19 protein-coding genes are annotated in these 21,139 nt (G+C 42.1%); all 19 read left to right on the plus strand.

The features are described from left to right. The first annotated feature begins 290 nt into the window (after positions 1 to 290). On the plus strand, positions 291 to 749 hold the full coding sequence (mraZ, locus tag Q4575_RS12945) for a division/cell wall cluster transcriptional repressor MraZ (RefSeq protein WP_215965374.1): 459 nt from the start codon (positions 291 to 293) through the stop codon (positions 747 to 749). 23 nt (positions 750 to 772) lie between these two features. Next, a complete protein-coding gene (gene rsmH / locus Q4575_RS12950; protein ID WP_215965375.1) occupies positions 773 to 1,717 on the plus strand; it encodes a 16S rRNA (cytosine(1402)-N(4))-methyltransferase RsmH in 945 nt (314 codons plus the stop codon). Beyond that, positions 1,707 to 2,030: a cell division protein FtsL gene (gene ftsL / locus Q4575_RS12955; RefSeq protein ID WP_272181788.1), complete on the plus strand. Its 324-nt coding sequence runs from the start codon at positions 1,707 to 1,709 to the stop codon at positions 2,028 to 2,030. Before rsmH ends, ftsL begins: the two co-directional genes overlap by 11 nt. Beyond that, a complete protein-coding gene (locus Q4575_RS12960) occupies positions 2,027 to 3,847 on the plus strand; it encodes a penicillin-binding transpeptidase domain-containing protein (protein WP_303523142.1) in 1,821 nt (606 codons plus the stop codon). Before ftsL ends, Q4575_RS12960 begins: the two co-directional genes overlap by 4 nt. Next, positions 3,837 to 5,387, plus strand: a complete 1,551-nt coding sequence (locus Q4575_RS12965; protein WP_303523143.1) for a UDP-N-acetylmuramoyl-L-alanyl-D-glutamate--2,6-diaminopimelate ligase — start codon at positions 3,837 to 3,839, stop codon at positions 5,385 to 5,387. Before Q4575_RS12960 ends, Q4575_RS12965 begins: the two co-directional genes overlap by 11 nt. After that, positions 5,384 to 6,883, plus strand: a complete 1,500-nt coding sequence (gene murF / locus Q4575_RS12970) for a UDP-N-acetylmuramoyl-tripeptide--D-alanyl-D-alanine ligase (protein ID WP_303523144.1) — start codon at positions 5,384 to 5,386, stop codon at positions 6,881 to 6,883. Before Q4575_RS12965 ends, murF begins: the two co-directional genes overlap by 4 nt. Beyond that, complete coding sequence (gene mraY, locus Q4575_RS12975) at positions 6,877 to 7,959, plus strand: phospho-N-acetylmuramoyl-pentapeptide-transferase (protein WP_272181793.1); 1,083 nt, start codon at positions 6,877 to 6,879, stop codon at positions 7,957 to 7,959. Before murF ends, mraY begins: the two co-directional genes overlap by 7 nt. A gap of 9 nt (positions 7,960 to 7,968) precedes the next feature. Next, entirely contained in the window at positions 7,969 to 9,330 is a 1,362-nt protein-coding gene (murD, locus tag Q4575_RS12980; protein ID WP_215965380.1) for a UDP-N-acetylmuramoyl-L-alanine--D-glutamate ligase, read from the plus strand. Between the two features lies 1 nt (position 9,331). After that, positions 9,332 to 10,537 (plus strand): cell division protein FtsW, encoded by a 1,206-nt coding sequence (gene ftsW / locus Q4575_RS12985; protein WP_303523145.1) that lies wholly within the window; start codon positions 9,332 to 9,334, stop codon positions 10,535 to 10,537. Beyond that, complete coding sequence (murG, locus tag Q4575_RS12990) at positions 10,527 to 11,624, plus strand: undecaprenyldiphospho-muramoylpentapeptide beta-N-acetylglucosaminyltransferase (protein ID WP_303523146.1); 1,098 nt, start codon at positions 10,527 to 10,529, stop codon at positions 11,622 to 11,624. The genes ftsW and murG overlap by 11 nt, the downstream gene beginning before the upstream one ends. A gap of 29 nt (positions 11,625 to 11,653) precedes the next feature. Then, entirely contained in the window at positions 11,654 to 13,060 is a 1,407-nt protein-coding gene (murC, locus tag Q4575_RS12995) for a UDP-N-acetylmuramate--L-alanine ligase (RefSeq protein ID WP_215965511.1), read from the plus strand. A gap of 1 nt (position 13,061) precedes the next feature. Then, positions 13,062 to 13,991, plus strand: coding sequence for a D-alanine--D-alanine ligase (locus tag Q4575_RS13000; RefSeq protein WP_215965383.1), 930 nt, complete (start codon positions 13,062 to 13,064; stop codon positions 13,989 to 13,991). After that, entirely contained in the window at positions 13,988 to 14,734 is a 747-nt protein-coding gene (locus Q4575_RS13005; protein ID WP_215965384.1) for a cell division protein FtsQ/DivIB, read from the plus strand. Before Q4575_RS13000 ends, Q4575_RS13005 begins: the two co-directional genes overlap by 4 nt. A gap of 16 nt (positions 14,735 to 14,750) precedes the next feature. Continuing rightward, on the plus strand, positions 14,751 to 15,980 hold the full coding sequence (gene ftsA, locus Q4575_RS13010) for a cell division protein FtsA (RefSeq protein ID WP_215965385.1): 1,230 nt from the start codon (positions 14,751 to 14,753) through the stop codon (positions 15,978 to 15,980). Positions 15,981 to 16,006: 26 nt separating this feature from the next. Continuing rightward, on the plus strand, positions 16,007 to 17,170 hold the full coding sequence (ftsZ, locus tag Q4575_RS13015) for a cell division protein FtsZ (RefSeq protein ID WP_303523147.1): 1,164 nt from the start codon (positions 16,007 to 16,009) through the stop codon (positions 17,168 to 17,170). 89 nt (positions 17,171 to 17,259) lie between these two features. Continuing rightward, positions 17,260 to 18,171: a UDP-3-O-acyl-N-acetylglucosamine deacetylase gene (gene lpxC, locus Q4575_RS13020; protein ID WP_215965387.1), complete on the plus strand. Its 912-nt coding sequence runs from the start codon at positions 17,260 to 17,262 to the stop codon at positions 18,169 to 18,171. Between the two features lie 316 nt (positions 18,172 to 18,487). Next, complete coding sequence (hppD, locus tag Q4575_RS13025; RefSeq protein ID WP_272181798.1) at positions 18,488 to 19,567, plus strand: 4-hydroxyphenylpyruvate dioxygenase; 1,080 nt, start codon at positions 18,488 to 18,490, stop codon at positions 19,565 to 19,567. 18 nt (positions 19,568 to 19,585) lie between these two features. Beyond that, positions 19,586 to 20,128: a VOC family protein gene (locus tag Q4575_RS13030; protein WP_215965389.1), complete on the plus strand. Its 543-nt coding sequence runs from the start codon at positions 19,586 to 19,588 to the stop codon at positions 20,126 to 20,128. Between the two features lies 1 nt (position 20,129). Further along, a complete protein-coding gene (locus Q4575_RS13035) occupies positions 20,130 to 21,137 on the plus strand; it encodes a fumarylacetoacetate hydrolase family protein (RefSeq protein ID WP_303523150.1) in 1,008 nt (335 codons plus the stop codon). The last annotated feature ends 2 nt before the right edge of the window (positions 21,138 to 21,139 follow it).

Genomic DNA, 21,139 nt, shown 5'->3' on the forward strand with positions numbered 1-21,139 from the left:
AAAGTTCAAAGCTGAACTAAAAACAACACAATGGAACTGGATCCGACACAAAGTCAACCTATTTTCAGGTAAATAAAAATTAATTTCCCACAAATTACCACCAAATCTCTTTTCTAATCAAAGACCTTATTTTTTAAAGGATCTTATAAGTTAAATTGGATGATCCTACCTCTTGACATTGTTGACAGTGAGAGCCTAAACTCTAATTTGTGGGAAAAAGTGGAATTTTTTGGATCTTGTTCCCATATTTACGTTTTTAGTGGAAATAATAACCATAAAATGGAGTAAACATGTTTCGCGGTGCGAATCCTCTTTCAATAGATAGCAAAGGCCGGTTGTCGATCCCGACACGTCACCGGGATATTTTGCTGTCTGAATCTGAAGGACGATTAGTTTGCACTGTGGATTTACATCAGCCGTGTTTATTGTTGTATCCACTTATCGAATGGGAAGACGTTGAATATAAATTGCGCGGGTTGTCGTCGATGAACCCGCAAGAACGTCGAGTACAACGTGTATTACTTGGTAACGCACATGAAATCGATATGGATAAAAGCGGTCGTGTGTTGTTGCCTAATCAATTACGTCAGCATGCTGGATTGGAAAAAGAGATCCGGCTTGTGGGGCAATTAAACAAATTTGAAATTTGGTCTGAGTCTCGATGGATTGAACAGATGGCTGAAGATATCGAAACAGAGCTGACGGGTGACTTTGAGTTAACCGAAAGACTGAAAGACTTTTCGTTTTAACAAAATAACTAAACGGTAGAATCATGACGCAAGCGCACGTTTCAGTGTTACTCAAGGAGTCAATTGATGCCTTGGCTATTAAGCCAGATGGCATTTACATCGACTGCACCTTTGGTCGCGGCGGGCATTCTGGCGAGATACTAAAATTATTAAATTCTGACGGTCGATTAATCGCAATTGACCGCGATCCTAGCGCAATAGAAGCCGCTAAAAAATTCGAAGATAACCCTTCATTTATTATTGAACATAGCCCATTTTCTGAAATTCTCGACGTTGCTAAAAAGCACGGTGTTGTCGGTAAAGTAGACGGTATTTTAATGGACTTAGGTGTGTCTTCACCACAATTAGATGAAGCAGACCGTGGTTTTAGTTTTATGAAACCAGGCCCTTTGGATATGCGTATGGACTATACGCGCGGCATTTCTGCTGCCGATTGGTTGGCTAAAGCTGAAGAAGCGGACATCGTTTTTGCGTTAAAAACCTACGGTGAAGAAAAATTTGCCAAACGCATTGCCAGAAAAATTCTAGAACAGCGTGATGAAACGCCGTTTACCACAACGGACGAACTCGCAAAATTAGTGGCGAGCTGTGTGCCTAAAAGTAAGGCGGAGAAAAAACATCCAGCAACTCGCACATTCCAAGGTATTCGAATTTACATCAATAGTGAATTGGTTGAAATTGAAAAAGCCCTTGAAAGTTCATTAGAGGTTCTTGCTCCAAATGGACGATTGTCGGTGATCAGTTTTCATTCGTTGGAAGATAGAATTGTAAAACAGTTTATTCGTAAAGAAAGCCAAGGTAAGCAAGTCCCAAGAGGGTTGCCAATTACCGAAGCGGAATTGAACCTAGGGATCAAATTAAAATCCGTTGGTAAGGCGATAAAGCCTACTGACGAGGAAATAACGATTAATAGTCGTGCGCGCAGCTCTGTTTTGAGAATTGCAGAAAGGCTCAACAATGATAACTAAAATAAACATTGAAGCCGATCTTGCGAAGTATATTTTTCAAGACTTAAGTAAGTACAAACTTACAATGGGGCTTCTGTTACTCAATGTTATCCTGGCGTTAGCTGTGGTGCATTGGGCTCAGTTAAATAGGCAAATGGTTATCCAACAAGATGTGTTATTACAACAACGTGATGACATAGACTTGCGATGGCGCCATTTGTTGTTGGAACAACGAGCATTAGCCGAACACAGCCGAGTCGAACAAATCGCAAGAGAGCGACTGGCTATGGACAGACCAACTACTGAAGCTGAAGTGGTGGTAACCTTGCCGTGAATGACTGGTTAAACTCGAAGCTGACAAAGAAGTCAAAAGCAAGGCGTTCAACACGCTCGAGTTCATCATTGCCTAAAGGCAAACAAGCAAAACAAATCGCGAAGCCATCGTTTAACCGATGGCGATTTCAGTTTGTGGTTGTCAGTTTGGTTGTGATTTTTAGTACGGTTGTGTTTCGCGCGGCATTTCTGCAAATCATTCAACCCGAAAGACTGATCAAAGAGGGCGACAACCGCACGGTACGGATTAAACGTTCTACGGTTCAACGTGGCATGATCACTGACCGTAATGGTGTTGAACTGGCGGTAAGTGTGCCGGTACAAACCATTTGGGCTGACCCAAAACGTGTTCTTGAATATCCTGAATTTGAAACCGACGTTCGTTGGAAAGCGCTGGCAAAAGTATTACAGGTTGAAGAACAAGAATTAATTTCAAAGATTACGACAAATCACACCAAACGGTTTATCTATCTAAAGCGTAAAACAAATCCCGCCGTTGCCGATTATGTTGAACAACTGCAGATCCCAGGTGTACGTCTAAGAGAAGAATCCAAACGTTATTATCCTGCGGGCGAAATTACAGCCCATGTTGTCGGTTTTACTAATATTGACGGTAAAGGTATTGAAGGCATTGAGTTACGACATAACGACAGAATGGTTGGCACACCGGGCAAACGTACGGTCATTAAAGATGCCAAAGGCCGTGAAATTGAAGTCCTCGAAGAAGAAAAGGGCTCGTTGCCACAAAACATTCGTTTAACTATTGATCAGCGTATTCAATCTGTTGTCTATCAAGAATTAAAAAAAGCGGTACAAACTTACGAAGCGGCCTCAGGCAGTGCAATTGTTGTAGATATCGAAACAGCGGAAGTTCTTGCTATGGTGAACAGCCCATCGTTCAATCCTAATAATCGCGTTAATGTGCCCATTCATCGATACCGAAATCGAGCCATTACCGATACGTTTGAACCGGGGTCGACAATGAAACCTTTGGCGGTAATGAACGCCTTGGATTACGGCTCATACGGGACGTTAGATTTAGTCGATACTTCACCTGGTTTTGTGCGTATTGGTGGCCGTCGGATCCCTGATCCTAAAAACCGTGGCATGTTAAGTTTGGCCGATGTTTTGAAATATTCATCAAATGTGGGTTCAACCAAACTTGCGTTGTCGACGCCAAAAGATTCATTTTTAAGTTTGTTTTACAGAATGGGATTAGTGGACTCAAGCGGAGTTGATTTAGTAGGTGAAAGCGCTGGTTTGTTTAATGAACAACGACGTTGGTCTGATTCAGAAATCGCAAGTTTGTCGTTTGGCTACGGAATATCGGTAACTGCGGCGCAACTCGCTAGGATGTATACCACGATTGGCGCTGGTGGTATAAGTAGACCATTGTCGATTGTTAAAACTGACTTCGAAAAACCAGCAGATAAAGTCGTGTCAGAAGACGTTGCCCGTGACGTACTGAGTATGATGGAAAGCGTGATAAGCACAGAAGGTTCGGGTAAAAATGCGATTGTTAAAGGTTATCGACTAGCCGGTAAAACTGGCACAAGTCAAAAGGCGACCGCGGGTGGTTATGGCCACGATTATGTCAATACATTTGCCGGAATTGGACCTGTTTCAAATCCTCGTATTGTCACCGTTGTCGTTATTAATGATCCAAAAGGGGATTATTATTACGGTGGCGAAACCGCAGCACCAACGTTTGGTAAAATCATGCAGCAAACCCTCAGGTTACTTAATGTGCCACCAGATGCTGCCGACCAACAAATCCAGTTAGCCGAAATAAAACGAGGCTCGAGCAATGTTAACTAATTGGGCACAGATTAAAGAACAGTTGCTCAGAAGCAACTTCAAATTACCGGCAACAGCACAAATGGTGCAAGATAGCCGGAAGTTAAAGCCGGGTGACGTATTTGTTGCCTTAGTTGGCTATTTAACAGACGGCTCTCGGTTCGTTGATAAAGCCATTCACAGTGGTGCGAGCTTGATTTTGGTATCGTCCAATTGTGACGAAGTTCATTATCAAAACAGAGGTGCTCAAGGGGCACCTTTGTTGGTTATTGAAGATTTGGAAACTAATCTGCCATCAATCGCCAGAGAGTTTTATGAGTTTGAACAAAACAGAATGCCGATCGTTGGCATTACCGGCACAAACGGCAAAACGTCAATTAGTCATTTCCTCGCGCAATTAAGTGAACTGGCCAACTCCCAGCACCTAGCGGTAATAGGGACAATGGGCACAGGCCGTATTGATCAATTGGTTCCAGCAGAAAATACCACACCGGGTGTGACGGAAGTTTATCAACTTATTCAACAGTTTAGTCGAGACTCTAAGACAAATTATAGTGGCGTCGCGATGGAAGTTTCTTCTCACGCGCTACACCAAAGTCGCGTAAAAGGCATTTCCTTTGATGTCGGGATCTTTACCAATCTAACATTAGATCATTTGGACTATCACGGTTCAATGGAACAATACTTTGCTGCTAAAGCTAAGTTATTCACTGAATATGCCACTAAACGTGCTGTGATTAATATTGATGATGAGTTTGGTCAGCGATTGTTGGATATGTTACCTGAGTATGCGTTAGCAGTGGCTGTAGGTCGCTCAAAACAAGTTAAAGCATATTCAGATTATGTTCATATTGTTGATTCTGAATGTCATGCTCAGGGCATCATTTTGTCGCTCGATTGGCAAATTGGTGGGCATCGAGATTTTATCGAACTGCAATTACCAATCTTTGGTGAATTTAATGGTTTTAATATCGCAGCAGTATTTGCCACTTCGATTCTATTGGGTTGGTCAGTTCAAGCGACCCATTTTAGTTTTCTCAAGTCGGTTCCAGGGCGATTGGAAATGTATGTGCAACCAAAGCTTCCTATTGCGGTCGTAGATTACGCCCATACACCAGACGCTTTAGAGCAGTCTATTCAGTCGTTAAGGCAACATTGTTCTGGCGAAATATACACGATATTTGGTTGTGGTGGAGACAGAGATCGAAGCAAACGACGGGTCATGGCCGAAATTGCGGAACGTTTATCTGACCATGTCATAATTACCAATGACAATCCAAGAACTGAATCGCAGGAACGTATTGTCGCTGACATACTTACCGGTTTAACCGGCCAACATAAAGTGATCTACGATCGAAAAGAAGCCATCGTCGATACGTTATTGCGGGCCAAAGCAGAAGACACAATTTTAATCGCAGGCAAAGGCCACGAGACTTATCAAATCATTGGACCTGTGTCCCATGAATACGATGAAAGAGCATTTACCAATCAAATATTGCAAGCACTTGCGGATGGTAAAGATATTCGTTTGGAATTAGAAAAAATAAAGGCGGGTTTATGATAGCCGCAACGTTGAAATGGGTTTCTGACGTATTAAATCGCCCATTTGAGAACCACGGATCAGCAGGACGAACTGTTGATATGGAACAACAGGTGGTTGGTATCACCACGGATAGCCGCAACATTGTAAGTGGCGAAGTATTTTTGGCGCTGAAAGGCCCTAATTTTGATGCCCATAAGTTTATTGCTGAAGTTAAAACTAAAGGGGCGATTGCCGCGGTTGTTGAACAAGCAGATACTACAGTGGATTTACCTCAAATTGTGGTCCCAAATACGCTACGTGCATTAGGTCTTTTGGGGGCCGCTGTCGCCAAAACCGTTAACGCAAAAACTATTGCGATTACAGGTAGTGTGGGTAAAACCTCTGTGAAGGAAATGTGCGCAGAGATTCTAAAGCAAAAAGGTGAAGTACTCGCGACCGCCGGTAATTTTAACAATGAAATTGGCGTGCCATTGACTTTGCTTAGACTTGAGCCAAAGCACCAATTTGCAGTTGTTGAATTAGGCGCGAATCATTTAGGTGAAATCGCATATACCACAAGATTGGCCTCGCCAGATGTCGCAATACTCAATAATGTTGCTGAAGCTCACCTAGAAGGCTTTGGAGATTTGAACGGGGTTGCAACCGCTAAAAGTGAAATATTTGAGGGGCTTAAATCAGGCGGAACTGCTGTTTTTGATCGTCATTCAGATTATCGTTCACAATGGTTAAGCAAGTTAGAACAGCAGTTTGCTGAAACTTCAGGGCAAGTGGTTGAATTTAATGCGAATGACGAAACGGCCGAGGAAAATCAATTTTCTGCGTCGGATATTACATTAGATGAACGTGGCTGTGCCAAATTTGTCATGCATTTCGAACAACACAAGTTAGCGATAACCCTCAATGTACCGGGTAAACATAATGTGGCGAATGCACTAGCCGCTGCCGCCGCTTGTTATCAAATTGGGGCGACATTGCAGCAGATCGCCGCTGGATTAAATGCAGCAAAGTCGGTTAAGGGGCGTGTCAATTTACACCCGGTAAATGACCAAGTTTTGATCATAGACGATACGTATAATGCCAATGTGCAATCGGTTAAAGCAGCAATAGATCTGTTGCAAAGTTATCAAGGTTTACGAATTTTAGTCCTAGGTGATATGGCAGAACTTGGTGCAGATGCAAGGCGACTGCATCAAGAAGTTGGGGTTTATGGCGTTCAACAAGGCATAGATAAACTGTTTAGTTTTGGTGTGTTAAGCCAAAACACATCGACTGAGTTTGAACGTAATGGAGCACATTATTCTTCCCAGGCACAGTTGATTAAAGATATTCACTTGGTTATAGCCAGCGCGGGTAACGAAGTCAATAAACAGCCAGTAGTCGTATTAGTTAAAGGTTCACGCAGTGCCAAAATGGAATTGGTGGTTGAGGAGTTAATCAAGCAAATCGAATTCAGCGTTAATGATGACAACGATAAAAATAATAACAAAAACAGTAAAGGTACAGCATCATGTTAGTTTGGCTGGCAGAGTATTTAACTCAATTTCATAGTGGCTTTAATGTCTTTTCGTATCTTACGTTACGGGCAATTCTTAGTGTTTTGACAGCAATGTGTTTGTCACTTTATTTTGGTCCTAAATTGATCAGAAAATTACAACAAATGCAGATTGGTCAAACCGTTCGCAATGACGGCCCTGAGAGCCATTTTTCCAAAGCCGGAACACCGACTATGGGCGGGATTCTAATTCTGGCGTCCATTATTGTCTCTACTTTATTGTGGGCAGATCTCACCAACAAATACGTGTGGGTTGTTATGGCAGTCGTTGCAGGTTACGGCACCATAGGGTTTATAGACGATTACCGAAAAGTGATCCGCAAAGACAGTGCTGGCCTTATCGCCAAATGGAAATATTTTTGGCAGTCGGTGATTGCGATTGGAGTTGCAGTTTATCTCTATAGTACAGCGCAACAACCTGAAGAAACTCAATTGTTAGTGCCATTTTTCAAAGACGTTATGCCGCAATTAGGTTTGATGTATTTAGCCGTTGTTTACTTTACGGTTGTTGGTACAAGTAATGCGGTTAACCTCACTGACGGTTTGGATGGGTTGGCAATTGTGCCTACTATTATGGTTGCGGGGGCATTAGCCTTGTTTGCGTATGTAACGAGTAATGTGAACTTTTCAGCCTATTTACATATTCCATACCTGCCATTAGCTGACGAATTAACTGTGGTATGTACCGCTATCGTCGGCGCAGGACTAGGCTTTCTTTGGTTTAATACGTATCCAGCTCAAGTCTTTATGGGCGATGTTGGGTCGTTGGCATTGGGTGGCGCGCTGGGGATTATTGCTATTTTGGTTCGACAAGAACTTGTTCTAATCATTATGGGTGGTGTCTTTGTAGTTGAAACGTTGTCGGTGATTTTACAAGTGGGTTCTTACAAATTACGTGGTGAACGGGTGTTTAAAATGGCTCCTATTCATCATCATTACGAACTAAGTGGTTGGCCTGAACCTAGGGTTATTGTTCGTTTTTGGATCATTTCTCTCGTGTTAGTTTTGGTCGGTATTGCGACCTTAAAGATCCGTTAAGGCCAAACCATGAATTCAATGTTCGATACGCTTAAAGATATGAAAAACGGTAAAGTTGCCGTTGTTGGACTTGGTTTGTCTGGCATTTCTACTGTGGACTACTTGCTTCGTAATGGGATCTCACCAGACCTATTCGATTCGCGAATTACACCACCAAATAAAGATGCAATTGAAGAAAAGTACAAATCATTAAAACAGTCTTTTGGCGTATTCAGTGACAACGAATTTTTAGATTACACTTATGTCATTGTTAGCCCAGGGATCACGCTAAAAACACCAGCATTAGCTAATGCTTTAAGACACAACGAGAACGTATTTTGTGATGTTGAGTTGTTTGCGCGAATTAATACTAAACCTGTTTTAGCGATTACCGGTTCTAACGGTAAATCCACTGCGGTTGGTTGGTTGGAACATGCGTTAAACGGGTTGGGAATTAAAGCCGCTGCCTGCGGAAATTATGGCGTTCCGGTACTCGATGTCATTGATAAAGACGTCGATGTTTTTGTTATTGAACTGTCAAGTTTTCAGTTAGAGTCGGTGCAAAGCTTAGAATGCGCGGCAGCCGTTGTGCTTAATGTGTCAGAGGATCATATGGACAGATATGATTCCTTTGAAGACTACAGTAAAGCCAAAAACAAGATCTATCGACATGCCGATCTTTGTATTTACAATCAAGATGACTTTCAAACAAAACCCCTTATCAGCCATGATAATGTCGTTTCATTTGGTTCTTTTGATGAATGCTGTGAACAAACTTGTTGGCAGTATGATGTTATAAATAAATTGTTACTTAAAAATGGTCGCGAGATCGCATGTTTAGACGATTTTAATATTAGTGGGAATCACAATGGCCTGAATGGTTTAGTGGTACTGGCGATGGCACAGGCAATTGGGGTCGATGTTGAACTAGATTCTACCTTAGCGGTATTTAAATCTTTTGCAGGATTACCTCATAGATGCCAGTTGGCCCTTGACGCTAATGGTGTTCGTTATATTGATGATTCCAAAGCGACAAATGTAGCGTCTACCTTAGCTGCATTAAATGGTTTAGCGAATGACAAAAATATTATCTTAATCGCAGGCGGCGATGCGAAAGGTGCAGACTTAGCTGAACTTGCTGATGCAATAGACCGTGATGTGAAATTTGTGGTGGCGTTAGGCAAGGACAAACAGCAATTTGAATCATTTGTACCAGCCGAAAAATTGAGTATTGTAGATGATCTTAAACAGGCGGTGGAACAAGCAGGTAAAGTCTCTGTTAGTGGTGATTGCGTTTTATTGTCACCCGCGTGTGCCAGTATTGATATGTTTAAAAATTATCAGCAACGCGGTTTGATGTTTCAATCTCTAGTAAAGGAATTGAGACAGTAAAATGAGTCGTATCGGATTTGGCTTAGTTAGCTTAACTGCACGAAATAAAGAACCTGAAGCAATGGTTGAACCTATGTACGACCGCCATTTGCTATTTTTGGTTTTGAGTTTGATGTGTTTTGGTTGGGTAATGGTGACCTCAGCGTCAATGCCTGTTTCGGAAAAGCTTTATGTAAACGAATTTTATATTTCCATTAAACATGCAGTATTTATTGTTATCGCGTCTGTTGCGATGTTGGCCGTGATGTTTTTCCCAATGAGTTGGTGGAAAAAATACAATATGGCATTGCTGTTTGTTGCTCTAGTGTTGTTGATAGCCGTATTAGCTGTAGGTTCAACCGTTAATGGTAGTCGGCGTTGGTTGCCATTGGGCATATTTAACCTACAAGCCGCGGAAGTCGCGAAGTTGTTTTTCTTCAGTTTTTTAGCGGGTTATTTGGTAAGACAACATGAACAACTTAGAGAAAATGTATTTGGTTTTGCTAAACCCTTAGTCATCTTTTTTGTTCTCGCAGTATTGTTATTAATGCAGCCTGATTTAGGCACAGTAATCGTGATGTTTGTCACGACAGTTGCTTTGTTATTTTTAGCAGGCGCAAAACTTTGGCAATTTTTTGCCTTGATAGGTGTTGGCGCATTTGCCGTTATAAGCTTAATTATTCTAGAGCCCTATCGGATGCGCAGAGTCACGTCGTTTCTCGCACCTTGGGACGACCCATTCGGCAGCGGCTATCAGCTAACACAGTCTTTAATGGCATATGGTCGAGGCAATTGGTTTGGTTTGGGCTTAGGTAACAGTATTCAAAAATTAGATTACCTACCAGAGGCACATACAGACTTTATTGCGGCCGTTATCGCTGAAGAACTTGGTTTTATTGGTCTGAGCATTGTCGTCTTAGTTATGGGCTTATTGGTTTTAAGAATTCTAAAAATTGGTCAAATCGCGATGGAAAAAGAACATCACTTTGAAGGATTTTTTGCCTATGCAATAGGTATTTGGATTGCGTTTCAAGTGTTTGTAAATATCGGCGCAAGCGCGGGTATGTTGCCTACTAAGGGACTGACTTTACCATTTATCTCCTACGGTGGTAGTAGCCTTATTGTGTTTGCCGTCGCCACGGCAGTTGTCGTGCGAATTGATTACGAATTACGCATACACGAACGGAACTCCAGTTCGACAGAAAAAGGTGCGGCTAATGAAGTCTAAAACCGCTTTGATAATGGCTGGTGGTACCGGTGGCCATATTTTCCCTGGACTGGCGTTAGCTGAAAAGTTAATTCAACATGGTTGGAATGTGGAATGGATGGGAACGGCAGACAGACTGGAAGCCGACCTAGTTCCGAAACATAATATTCCTATCCATTTTATCGAAATTAAGGGCCTGCGTGGCAATGGTTTGCTGCGAAAATTAGGTTTTCCTTTTTCGATTTTAAAAGCGTTTTTACAAGCTAAAAAGATCATTAGTAACATGAAGCCAGATGTTGTGATTGGTTTTGGGGGTTATGCTTCAGGCCCCGGTGGATTGGCGGTGAAAGCCTTAAATATCCCGCTAATTGTGCATGAACAAAATGCGGTTTTGGGCATGACCAATAAATGGCTAAGTAAATTTTCTGCCCATACCTGTCTGGCGTTTGAACTTTCAGGCGGGACTAAATTACCTAATGCAGAAGTGATTGGTAATCCTGTTCGACACGAAATCGTTGAGTTAGGTAAATTACCAAAGCGGACCCTAACGCCGGAAAGTCATTTTAGGATCTTAGTGATAGGCGGTAGCTTAGGCGCAAAAGTATTTAACGAGGAATTGCCCGCACTATTTGGCAAATTTGCGCAAGCGCATAGTGTCGAAATTCGACATCAGTGCGGTAAAGACAACAAAACTGCAGTGCTAGCCGGCTATACGCAGTTGGCAATGGACGATGGTCAATTACTTGTCGAGGTAGATGAATTTATTCACGATATGACTAGTGCACTTAGTTGGTGTGATTTGGTAGTATGCAGAGCAGGCGCATTGACTGTGTCGGAACTCGCGGCGTCGGGAAATGCCGGAATTTTTGTGCCATTGCCACATGCGGTAGACGATCATCAGACCGCTAATGCAATGTGGTTAGTAGAGCAGAGCGCAGGGTTACTAGTGCCTCAGGCAAATTTAGGCAAGTTAACTTCTGTGTTGACTGAACTTGCCCTTAACCCAAATAAAATTAATGAAATGCAAAGTCGTGCAAACAAGGTTGCACGTAATGACGCAACGCAAGAGTTGTATTCTTTGTGTCAAAAATTGGAAATAAGCAATTGAGTATTCAAGATAATATCGTAAATCCAGCGATGAGAAAGTTACAGGCAATTCATTTTATCGGCATCGGTGGTGCGGGTATGGGTGGCATTGCGGAAGTATTATTAAATGATGGTTACCAAGTCACTGGTTCAGATATAAATCAAAATGTCGTATGCGAGCGATTGACTCGATTAGGTGCAAAAATATACATCGGGCACCGTGCTGAAAATGTATTAGACGCTAGTGTTGTCGTTGTTTCTAGTGCGATAGATGAAAACAATGTCGAAATCATGTCTGCACGAGAGCACCGTATTCCTATTGTTCGCCGAGCAGAAATGTTAGCTGAACTTATGCGATTTCGCTTTGGTATCGCAGTCGCGGGCACACATGGTAAAACGACCACAACAAGTTTAGTCGCCAGTATTTTTGCCGAAGCGGAATTAGATCCAACGTTTATCATCGGTGGTTTGTTAAATAGTGCAGGGACCAATGCACGACTAGGAAAAAGTCGTTATTTAATTGCGGAAGCGGACGAGAGTGACGCGTCATTTTTGCATTTACAGCCAATGATATCGGTTGTAACTAACATCGAAGCCGATCATATGGAAACCTATGACGGTGACTTTGAGGTAATGAAAAAAACCTACGTTGAATTTTTACATAATTTACCGTTTTATGGTTTAGCGACAATGTGTGGTGATGACCCTGTTATTCGTGAGCTTATTCCGACCTTAGGTCGCCGAGTTGTGACCTATGGTTTTGAAGATTCGAATGATTATGTGATCACTAACTTTGTTCAAAAGGGCACGCAGAGCCATTTTACTGTAAGCCACAATCAAACATCGTTTGAGTTAACCCTGAACTTACCCGGGGTTCATAACGCGTTAAATGCGACAGCCGCGATTGCAGTTGCACATGAAGAAGGCATAGATAATCAACATATTATTCAAGCCTTGGAAAAATTTGAAGGCATTGGCCGTCGTTTTCAACAATATGGTGAATTTGAAACCGGTAATGGCAAAGTGAGATTGATGGATGACTATGGCCATCATCCAACTGAAGTTTTGGCGACCATTAAAGCGGTTCGTGCCGCATGGCCTGAACAGCGGATCGTAATGTGTTATCAACCACATAGATACAGTCGTACGCGTGATTTATATGACGATTTCACAAGAGTATTGTCGCAGGTAGACTGTTTATTATTGTTAGAAGTTTACCCGGCGGGTGAAAAGCCGATTAACGGTGCCGACGGACGCAGTTTGGCGCATTCAATTCGCCAACGAAACCTAGTCGATCCGATTTATGTGGCGCTGCCTGAAGATATTCCAGCTGAATTGGCAAACATCATCCAAGACGGTGATATTGTTATTACACAAGGTGCTGGCAACATTAACTCGATTATTAAAACGTTGACCGATTATAAGATGGATATCTCCTTAATGGCGGAGGCAAATTAAGATGAGCAGTACGTTATCTCAACAATTTGGTAAAGTCGCCGTCATGTTTGGCGGCAAATCAGCAGAGCGTGAAGTGTCGTTGAACTCTGGTCAAGCGGTACTAAATGCGTTGGTTTCTCAAGGGATAGATGCCCATAAGTTTGATCCAAAAGATCAGCCTATAACCGATTTAATTGCCGGTGAATTCGACCGAGTATTTATCGTTTTACATGGTCGCGGAGGCGAAGACGGCAGTTTGCAAGGCGCACTCGATTTGTTTGGCATACCGTATACCGGTAGTGGCCAGCAAGGCTCCGCATTGGCGATGGATAAAGTTAGAAGTAAATATTTATTTGTTGGTGCCAATTTATCTACTGCCCCGTTTGCTGTCGCCACTGAAGGCAAACCTTTTGATGCTGAGGCCATTATGAAGTCACTCGGTGACAAAGTAATGGTAAAACCCGCTAATGAAGGGTCGAGTATCGGCATGTCTCAGGCTAACTCGGCGGAAGAATTAGAAAAAGCTTTGGAAAATGCGTACCAATACGATCATGAAGTGCTCATAGAACAATGGATCACGGGCCAAGAAGTCACTGTTTCGATATTAAATGGCGAGGCCTTACCCATTATTGAAATGAGAACTCCACACCAGTTTTATGATTACGACGCTAAATATAAAAGTGATTCAACGGTATACTTATGTCCAGCACCACTAGCTCAAGAATTAACCGATAAAATAAAGCATCTTGCCGTTGAAGCATTTGCGTTACTTGGCTGTAAGGGGTGGGGGCGAGTTGATTTGTTAATTGACGCTAATGAACAGCCTAAATTGTTAGAGGTAAATACCGTCCCAGGGATGACAACTACGTCTCTAGTGCCAAAAGCGGCAAAAGCCGAAGGCATTAGTTTTGAACAATTAGTAGTCAATATTTTGCGTGGAACACTTGCATGAGTAGTGAAGCCGTACAAAAGATCAAACAATCCAGTTTTATAGTTGGAATTGTTTTCTTTTTAACGGTTATTTTATTACTGATATGGGGGTATAATGGACTGCTGAATTGGGCTCAGGATAAAAACGATGCGCCGATTAATGAAGTCGTTATTCACGGCGACTTTATTTATATTGATAGAGACGAGTTAACGTCTGGAATTCAGCAAAAATTAGATGGTAGCTTTTTCACGCTTGATGTTGATTGGTTACGTGGCCAAATAGAAGAAAACCCTTGGGTTTATGCCGCATCAATTCGTAAAGAATGGCCGCAAAAAATACATGTCTTTGTTGTAGAACAAGATGTATTTGGTGTTTGGAATAACGACTTATTACTCAATAAGTTTGGCGATGTGTTTTATGCCGACGGAGTTGCAGTGGATGAGTCTCTACCGCGCCTATTTGGACCGGAAGGAAATGAAAAGGACGTACTTAAAGGGTACGTTAAAATGCAGCATTTACTTGACCTGCATAAGTTTAAAATTAAAGAAGCTGTGTTGTCGGAGCGATATGCTTGGCAACTCTGGCTAGAAGTCGGCATACATTTAAATTTAGGCCGCTCAGATAAGATGAAAAGAGTACAACGATTTGTTGATTTGTACCCTATTTTATCTGAGTATGGCGACAAGGACATCGCGCGCGTTGATTTACGTTACGACATAGGTCTAGCGGTAGCGTGGCGAGATAAACATAATAATGAAAGTTAAGTGCGTAATATAAAATATGAACCCAGGTGCAAAAGCCGTTGAAAGAAATCTAATCGTTGGACTTGATGTTGGCACATCTAAAGTGGTGGCGGTCGTCGGCGAAATTACACCAGACCAACAAATTAGTATTGTTGGTGTTGGTCACCATACCAGTCATGGAATGGATAAAGGCGGCGTAAACGATTTAAATCTAGTCATTGGTTCGGTACAAAGCGCGATTAACGAAGCAGAATTAATGGCGGATTGCCGTATTTCTTCGGTTTACTTAGCGATAAGCGGTAAACATATTTCATGTCAGAATGAGAGTGGCATGGTGCCAATTCACGACGCTGAAGTGACAAACGAAGATGTAGAAAATGTTATTCATGCAGCCAAAGCAGTACCAATGGCCGCAGAGCGTAAAATGTTACATGTTTTACCTCAAGAGTTTTCGGTTGATATGCAAGAGGGAATTAAAAGCCCAGTGGGTATGTCAGGCGTTCGAATGGAAGCAAAAGTTCACATAGTGACGTGTGCCAATGACATGGCAAAAAACATCGTTAAATGTGTAGAACGTTGCGAACTTAAAGAAGACCAATTGATTTTTAGTGCACTGGCCTCCAGTTATTCTGTTTTAACAGAAGACGAAAAGGAGCTTGGTGTATGTGTTGTTGATATGGGCGGCGGTACGTTGGACATTGCTATTTATGCAAATGGGGCCATCCGTCACTCAGCTGTATTACCTATTGCAGGTAATCAGGTAACCAACGACATAGCTAAAATTTTCCGTACGCCTATAAGTCATGCGGAAGATATAAAAGTTAAATATGGTGCGGCTTACAGTAATTTAGCCAGTGCCGAAGACAATATAGAAGTACCGAGTGTCGGAGGCCGCCCTGCGCGAATTATGTCACGACACACGTTAGCTGAGGTAATTGAGCCTCGCTATCAAGAGATATATGAATTGATTTTAGATGAAATTCGAAAATCAGGTTTGGAAGATCAAATTGCAGCTGGCATAGTACTAACAGGTGGCACCGCAAAAATGACGGGCGCCGTAGAATATGCAGAGCTGGTATTTCAAATGCCTGTTCGAGTTGGCACCCCAGTCGGTGTAAAAGGACTAACAGAATACGTGCAAGACCCCAGTTACGCCACAGCAGTTGGTTTGTTGTTATACGGTATGGAAAAACAGCAAGGCAATGATGAAGAAAAACAACAGAATTGGTGGCAGAGAATTGCAAGTTGGTTCAAAGGTGAATTTTAAAAGGTTTTTAGACGGAGAGTATGACAATGTTTGAGTTGATGGACGATCATAACGAAGAAGCTGTCATCAAGGTATTTGGTGTAGGTGGTGGTGGCGGTAACGCTGTTGATCACATGGTGAGCGCTTCGATTGAAGGTGTAGAGTTTATTGCTGCGAATACGGATGCTCAAGCATTACGTAAATCAGAAGCGGGTACGACTTTACAATTAGGTTCAGAAGTAACTAAAGGGTTAGGTGCTGGGGCGAATCCAGAAATTGGACGTCAGGCAGCTATCGAAGACAGAGAAACAATTTCTGCCGCAATGCAAGGTGCAGACATGATCTTTATCGCAGCCGGAATGGGCGGCGGTACAGGTACAGGTGCGGCTCCAGTTGTTGCTGAAATTGCAAAAGAGCTAGGCATTTTAACGGTTGCTGTTGTAACTAAACCGTTTAACTTTGAAGGCAAAAAGCGTTTGAGCTATGCCGAACAAGGTATTGCACAATTAGCGAATTCTGTTGATTCTTTGATTACAGTTCCAAACGATAAATTATTAAAAGTACTTGGTCCTAAAACCAGCTTACTTGACGCTTTTAAAGAAGCAAATAATGTATTACTTGGTGCGGTTCAAGGTATTGCTGAGTTAATCACCCGATCTGGTTTGATTAACGTTGACTTCGCCGACGTAAAAACGGTGATGTCTGAAATGGGCAATGCAATGATGGGAACTGGCGCATCGTCTGGTTCTGACCGTGCACAAGAAGCGGCGGAAGCTGCGATTTCTTCTCCACTATTAGAAGACATCGACTTGGCAGGCGCTAAAGGTATTTTGGTTAATGTTACTGCAGGTATGGACTTAACAATTGAAGAGTTCGATACCATCGGTAACACAGTTAAAGCATTTGCATCTGAAAATGCGACGGTAGTAATTGGTACTGTTATTGATATGGATATGCAGGACGAATTGCGAGTTACTGTAGTTGCTACAGGCATCGGCGGTGACAAACGTGCGGATATTTCTCTTGTACCAGCAACGCCATCAGCAGCGACTGCGACGGGGACTATGGGGTCAATGGGCGGTTCTTCTGCGGCAAGGCAACCACGTTCTCATGCTCAGCCAGAACAACAACCGTTGATTGAAGCTGAAGAGAAAAAGGAAGAAGAAAACTACTTTGATATTCCTGCATTTTTGAGAAAACAGGCTGACTAAAAAATAACCACTTGTTAGCTGGTCTGATATGTAGTAAAATGTCTGCCGCTTTTTATGATTGATATACAAATAGAGAGAAAACAGCTTAAATGATTAAACAACGCACTATCAAATCACAGATTACAACTACTGGGATTGGATTGCACAAAGGCGAGAAGGTCACCCTTACTCTTCGTCCAGCAGCCGAAAATACAGGTATTGTATTTCGACGTGTGGACTTGTCGCCTATTGCTGAATTTCCGTCAAGCCCAGAGCTTGTTGGCGATACACAGATGTGTACGTGTTTGATTAATGCCGACGGTCAACGTTTGTCTACGACAGAACATTTGATGGCGGCGCTTGCTAGCTTAGCAATCGATAACTTGATTGTAGAGGTGGACGCAGCTGAGATCCCAATTATGGATGGCAGCTCGCTACCATTTATCTATTTGTTACAGCAAGCTGAAATAATCGAGCAAGACGCATTACGTCGCTATATAAAGATCACGAAACCGGTTCGCGTAGAGATTGACGACAAATGGGCTGAATTACGTCCATATGACGGGTTTAAAATTGATTTTGAAATTGAGTTTAACCACCCAATTATTTCTCAGTCTAAACAACGTGTCTCTTTAGATATCACTGCTGAATCGTTTTTAAAACAAATAAGTCGTGCACGTACATTTGGTTTTATGCGTGACATCGAATATTTACGTAACAATAATTTAGCCCTTGGCGGCAACATGGACAATGCAATTGTATTGGACGAGTTTAGGGTATTAAACCCAGATGGATTACGTTACGAAGATGAATTTGTTAAGCACAAAATTCTAGACGCTGTTGGCGACCTATATATGGGAAGCAAACCATTGTTGGCAGAATTTGTGGCATTTAAGTCAGGACATGACTTGAACAACAAGGTCTTAGTAGAATTGATGAAAAATCAAGATTGTTGGGAATACGTAACCTTTGGTGATAAAAAGCCAGAAGCAATTGGCGACATTGTACCGCAATTTGCCTAAGTTATTCTCATATTAAAATTTAGCCAGCGTAAGCTGGCTTTTTTGTATCCGCACTTTAGGTTCTGCTCACTTCACGATAAAAACACAAGCTCTTGTTTTATTGCTGTATCTAATTCTATACACCCCGTAAAACATCCCCTGTAAGCCAATCAAACCGCCACTTCATTGATGTAAACAATACTTTCCCAATTCGCTGTAGCCCTTATTTTTAAAGGCTTTGGAAAGAAGTGTTAGCTGGGTATGATGGCGCAAAATAAAGTAGTAATTCTTACTATAGTTAATAATCAATAGCGTAAGCTGAAATGAGGAAAATGCGGTGGCAGATTTATTTGAAAATCCAATTGGGTTAGATGGCTTTGAATATGTAGAATTCTGTGCCCCTGAAAAAGGTATATTAGAAGCTGCTTTTGAAGTGATGGGCTTTACCTTAGTTGCGCGACATAAATCAAAAGACGTTGAACTGTGGCGTCAAGGTGATATTAATTTTATTACTAACTACGAAAAAAACAGCCACGCCTTTTATTATGCTGAAGAACATGGTCCATCTGCTTGTGGCCTAGCGTTTCGAGTTAAAGATGCACAGCTAGCTTATGCTGAAGTTCAAAAACGTGGTGCCCAACCCGTTAAAGTTGAAACGGGTCCTATGGAATTGCGTTTACCAGCGATTAAAGGCATCGGAGGTGCGAACTTATATCTAATAGACCGTTATCAAGGCAGTAATACAATTTATGACATCGACTTCAATTGGATTGAAGGCGTTGACCGTCATCCTGAAGGATGCGGCTTCCACACGTTGGACCATTTAACCCATAATGTTTACCGTGGCCGTATGGATTATTGGGCTAAATATTATGAAAGCCTATTTAACTTTCGTGAAATTCGTTATTTTGACATTAAAGGCGAATATACCGGATTGTTGTCAAAAGCAATGACGGCACCAGACGGCAAAATTCGTATTCCGTTAAATGAGGAAGCGGCTGGTGGCGGCGGTCAAATCGAAGAGTTTTTGATGCAATATAATGGTGAAGGTATTCAGCATATTGCCTTCTCCTGCGATGATTTATTGGCATGTTGGGATCGCTTAAAAGCTAACGGTGTTAAGTTTATGACCGCACCACCAAGCACCTATTACGACATGTTGGAAGAGCGTTTAACCGGACACGGCGAACCTGTAGATGAATTACAAGCTCGTGGTATTTTGTTAGACGGAACAACCGAAGGTGAAACACCTCGTTTATTGTTACAAATATTCTCTGAAGCAACGCTTGGTCCGGTATTTTTTGAGTTTATACAGCGTAAAGAAGATGATGGATTTGGTGAAGGAAACTTCAAAGCATTGTTTGAATCAATCGAACGTGATCAAATGGCCCGTGGCATTATAGGCGACGACAAATAGTCGTCGTTAGGAGTGGTTATGAAAATTAATCGAATACATCACGTTGCATATCGCTGTAAAAATGCGAAAGAAACGGTAGCGTTTTACCGTGACCTTTTGGACATGGAATTCATGTTAGCGATTGCTGAAGATGAAGTGCCGTCAACTAAAGAGCCAGATCCGTACATGCATGTCTTTCTTGACGCAGGACAGGGCAACGTATTGGCATTTTTTGAAATACCTAATGCTCCTGATATGGACCGCGATAATAATACGCCACTTTGGGTTCAACACATTGCATTTGAAGTCGATACAATAGATGAATTAACTGAAGCGAAAACTCGTTTAGAAGATGCGGGGATCAGTGTTTTAGGTCCAACAGATCATACTATTTTTAAATCAATATACTTTTTTGATCCTAACGGGCATCGAATTGAACTTGCAGCAAATACTGCTAAACCAGGTATGCTGGAAGAGTTAAAGCGCGTAGCGCCTGCGATGTTAGACGAGTGGGACAAAACAAAAAAAGCACCTCAGCATGCAGCTTGGCTGCATTCGGGTGAAGATTTTCCGGGGAAATAAGATGAAATTAGCAAGTTTAAAGTCAGGTCGTGATGGTCAATTAGTTGTTGTTAATTCGGCACTCACTAAAATGACGCGTGTAACAGACATCGCGCCGACCATGCAAGCAGCACTAGACCAATGGCAAGAAATTGAACCACAACTTAAAGTTCGTTTTCAGCAACTGGAAAACGGCCAAGTAGAGGCAGAAGATTTTGATCAAACAAAATGCGAATCGCCACTTCCTCGGGCTTATCAATGGGCCGATGGCAGTGCTTATGTCAATCATGTGGAGTTAGTTCGCAAGGCTCGAAATGCTGAAATGCCAGCCACGTTTTGGACTGATCCACTGATGTATCAAGGCGGATCTGATAGCTTTTTAGCACCGCGTGACAATATTGTAATGCCTCAAACTGACGGGTTTGGTGTTGATTTTGAAGCAGAAGTCGCAGTAATAACAAATGACGTACCTATGGGGGTCAACCCAGAAGATGCATTACAACATATTAAACTTATTATGATTGTAAATGACGTTTCATTACGTGGACTTATTCCAGGAGAGCTTGCAAAAGGGTTTGGTTTTTTCCAGTCTAAACCAAGCAGCGCATTTAGCCCTGTGTGTGTAACGCCTGATATGTTAGGTGACGCGTGGCAAGGTGGAAAGTTATCATTGCCTTTAATGTCACATTACAACGGCACACTATTTGGCAAGCCTGAAGCTGGAATAGATATGACATTCCATTTTGGACAGTTAGTGGCGCACGCCGCTAAAACAAGACCGCTGTGCGCCGGTACGGTAATCGGTTCGGGTACGGTTTCTAATAAATTAAATGACGGCCCTGGTAAACCAGTTGCTGAAGGTGGTGTTGGTTATAGTTGTATTGCTGAGATTCGAATGATTGAAACAATCCAAAATGGTGCACCAACAACTCCATTTATGCAGTTTGGCGATAACATCCAAATTGAAATGTTCGATAGATCGGGTCAATCTATTTTTGGGCAAATAAACCAAAATGTAGAGCCTCAATAAAT

This window comes from Psychrosphaera sp. 1_MG-2023, from assembly GCF_030548245.1.
GTDB lineage: Bacteria > Pseudomonadota > Gammaproteobacteria > Enterobacterales > Alteromonadaceae > Psychrosphaera > Psychrosphaera algicola.

What these genes read in the sequence shown, in the direction of transcription:
- murD (WP_215965380.1), top strand. Translation starts at nt 7,969, where the DNA reads ATGAATTCAATGTTCGATACGCTTAAAGATATGAAAAACGGTAAAGTT.
- Q4575_RS13005 (WP_215965384.1), top strand. Translation starts at nt 13,988, where the DNA reads ATGAGTAGTGAAGCCGTACAAAAGATCAAACAATCCAGTTTTATAGTT.
- rsmH (WP_215965375.1), top strand. Translation starts at nt 773, where the DNA reads ATGACGCAAGCGCACGTTTCAGTGTTACTCAAGGAGTCAATTGATGCC.
- murC (WP_215965511.1), top strand. Translation starts at nt 11,654, where the DNA reads ATGAGAAAGTTACAGGCAATTCATTTTATCGGCATCGGTGGTGCGGGT.
- lpxC (WP_215965387.1), top strand. Translation starts at nt 17,260, where the DNA reads ATGATTAAACAACGCACTATCAAATCACAGATTACAACTACTGGGATT.
- ftsZ (WP_303523147.1), top strand. Translation starts at nt 16,007, where the DNA reads ATGTTTGAGTTGATGGACGATCATAACGAAGAAGCTGTCATCAAGGTA.
- mraY (WP_272181793.1), top strand. Translation starts at nt 6,877, where the DNA reads ATGTTAGTTTGGCTGGCAGAGTATTTAACTCAATTTCATAGTGGCTTT.
- Q4575_RS13000 (WP_215965383.1), top strand. Translation starts at nt 13,062, where the DNA reads ATGAGCAGTACGTTATCTCAACAATTTGGTAAAGTCGCCGTCATGTTT.
- Q4575_RS13030 (WP_215965389.1), top strand. Translation starts at nt 19,586, where the DNA reads ATGAAAATTAATCGAATACATCACGTTGCATATCGCTGTAAAAATGCG.
- Q4575_RS13035 (WP_303523150.1), top strand. Translation starts at nt 20,130, where the DNA reads ATGAAATTAGCAAGTTTAAAGTCAGGTCGTGATGGTCAATTAGTTGTT.
- ftsA (WP_215965385.1), top strand. Translation starts at nt 14,751, where the DNA reads ATGAACCCAGGTGCAAAAGCCGTTGAAAGAAATCTAATCGTTGGACTT.
- murG (WP_303523146.1), top strand. Translation starts at nt 10,527, where the DNA reads ATGAAGTCTAAAACCGCTTTGATAATGGCTGGTGGTACCGGTGGCCAT.
- ftsL (WP_272181788.1), top strand. Translation starts at nt 1,707, where the DNA reads ATGATAACTAAAATAAACATTGAAGCCGATCTTGCGAAGTATATTTTT.
- murF (WP_303523144.1), top strand. Translation starts at nt 5,384, where the DNA reads ATGATAGCCGCAACGTTGAAATGGGTTTCTGACGTATTAAATCGCCCA.
- mraZ (WP_215965374.1), top strand. Translation starts at nt 291, where the DNA reads ATGTTTCGCGGTGCGAATCCTCTTTCAATAGATAGCAAAGGCCGGTTG.
- ftsW (WP_303523145.1), top strand. Translation starts at nt 9,332, where the DNA reads ATGAGTCGTATCGGATTTGGCTTAGTTAGCTTAACTGCACGAAATAAA.
- Q4575_RS12965 (WP_303523143.1), top strand. Translation starts at nt 3,837, where the DNA reads ATGTTAACTAATTGGGCACAGATTAAAGAACAGTTGCTCAGAAGCAAC.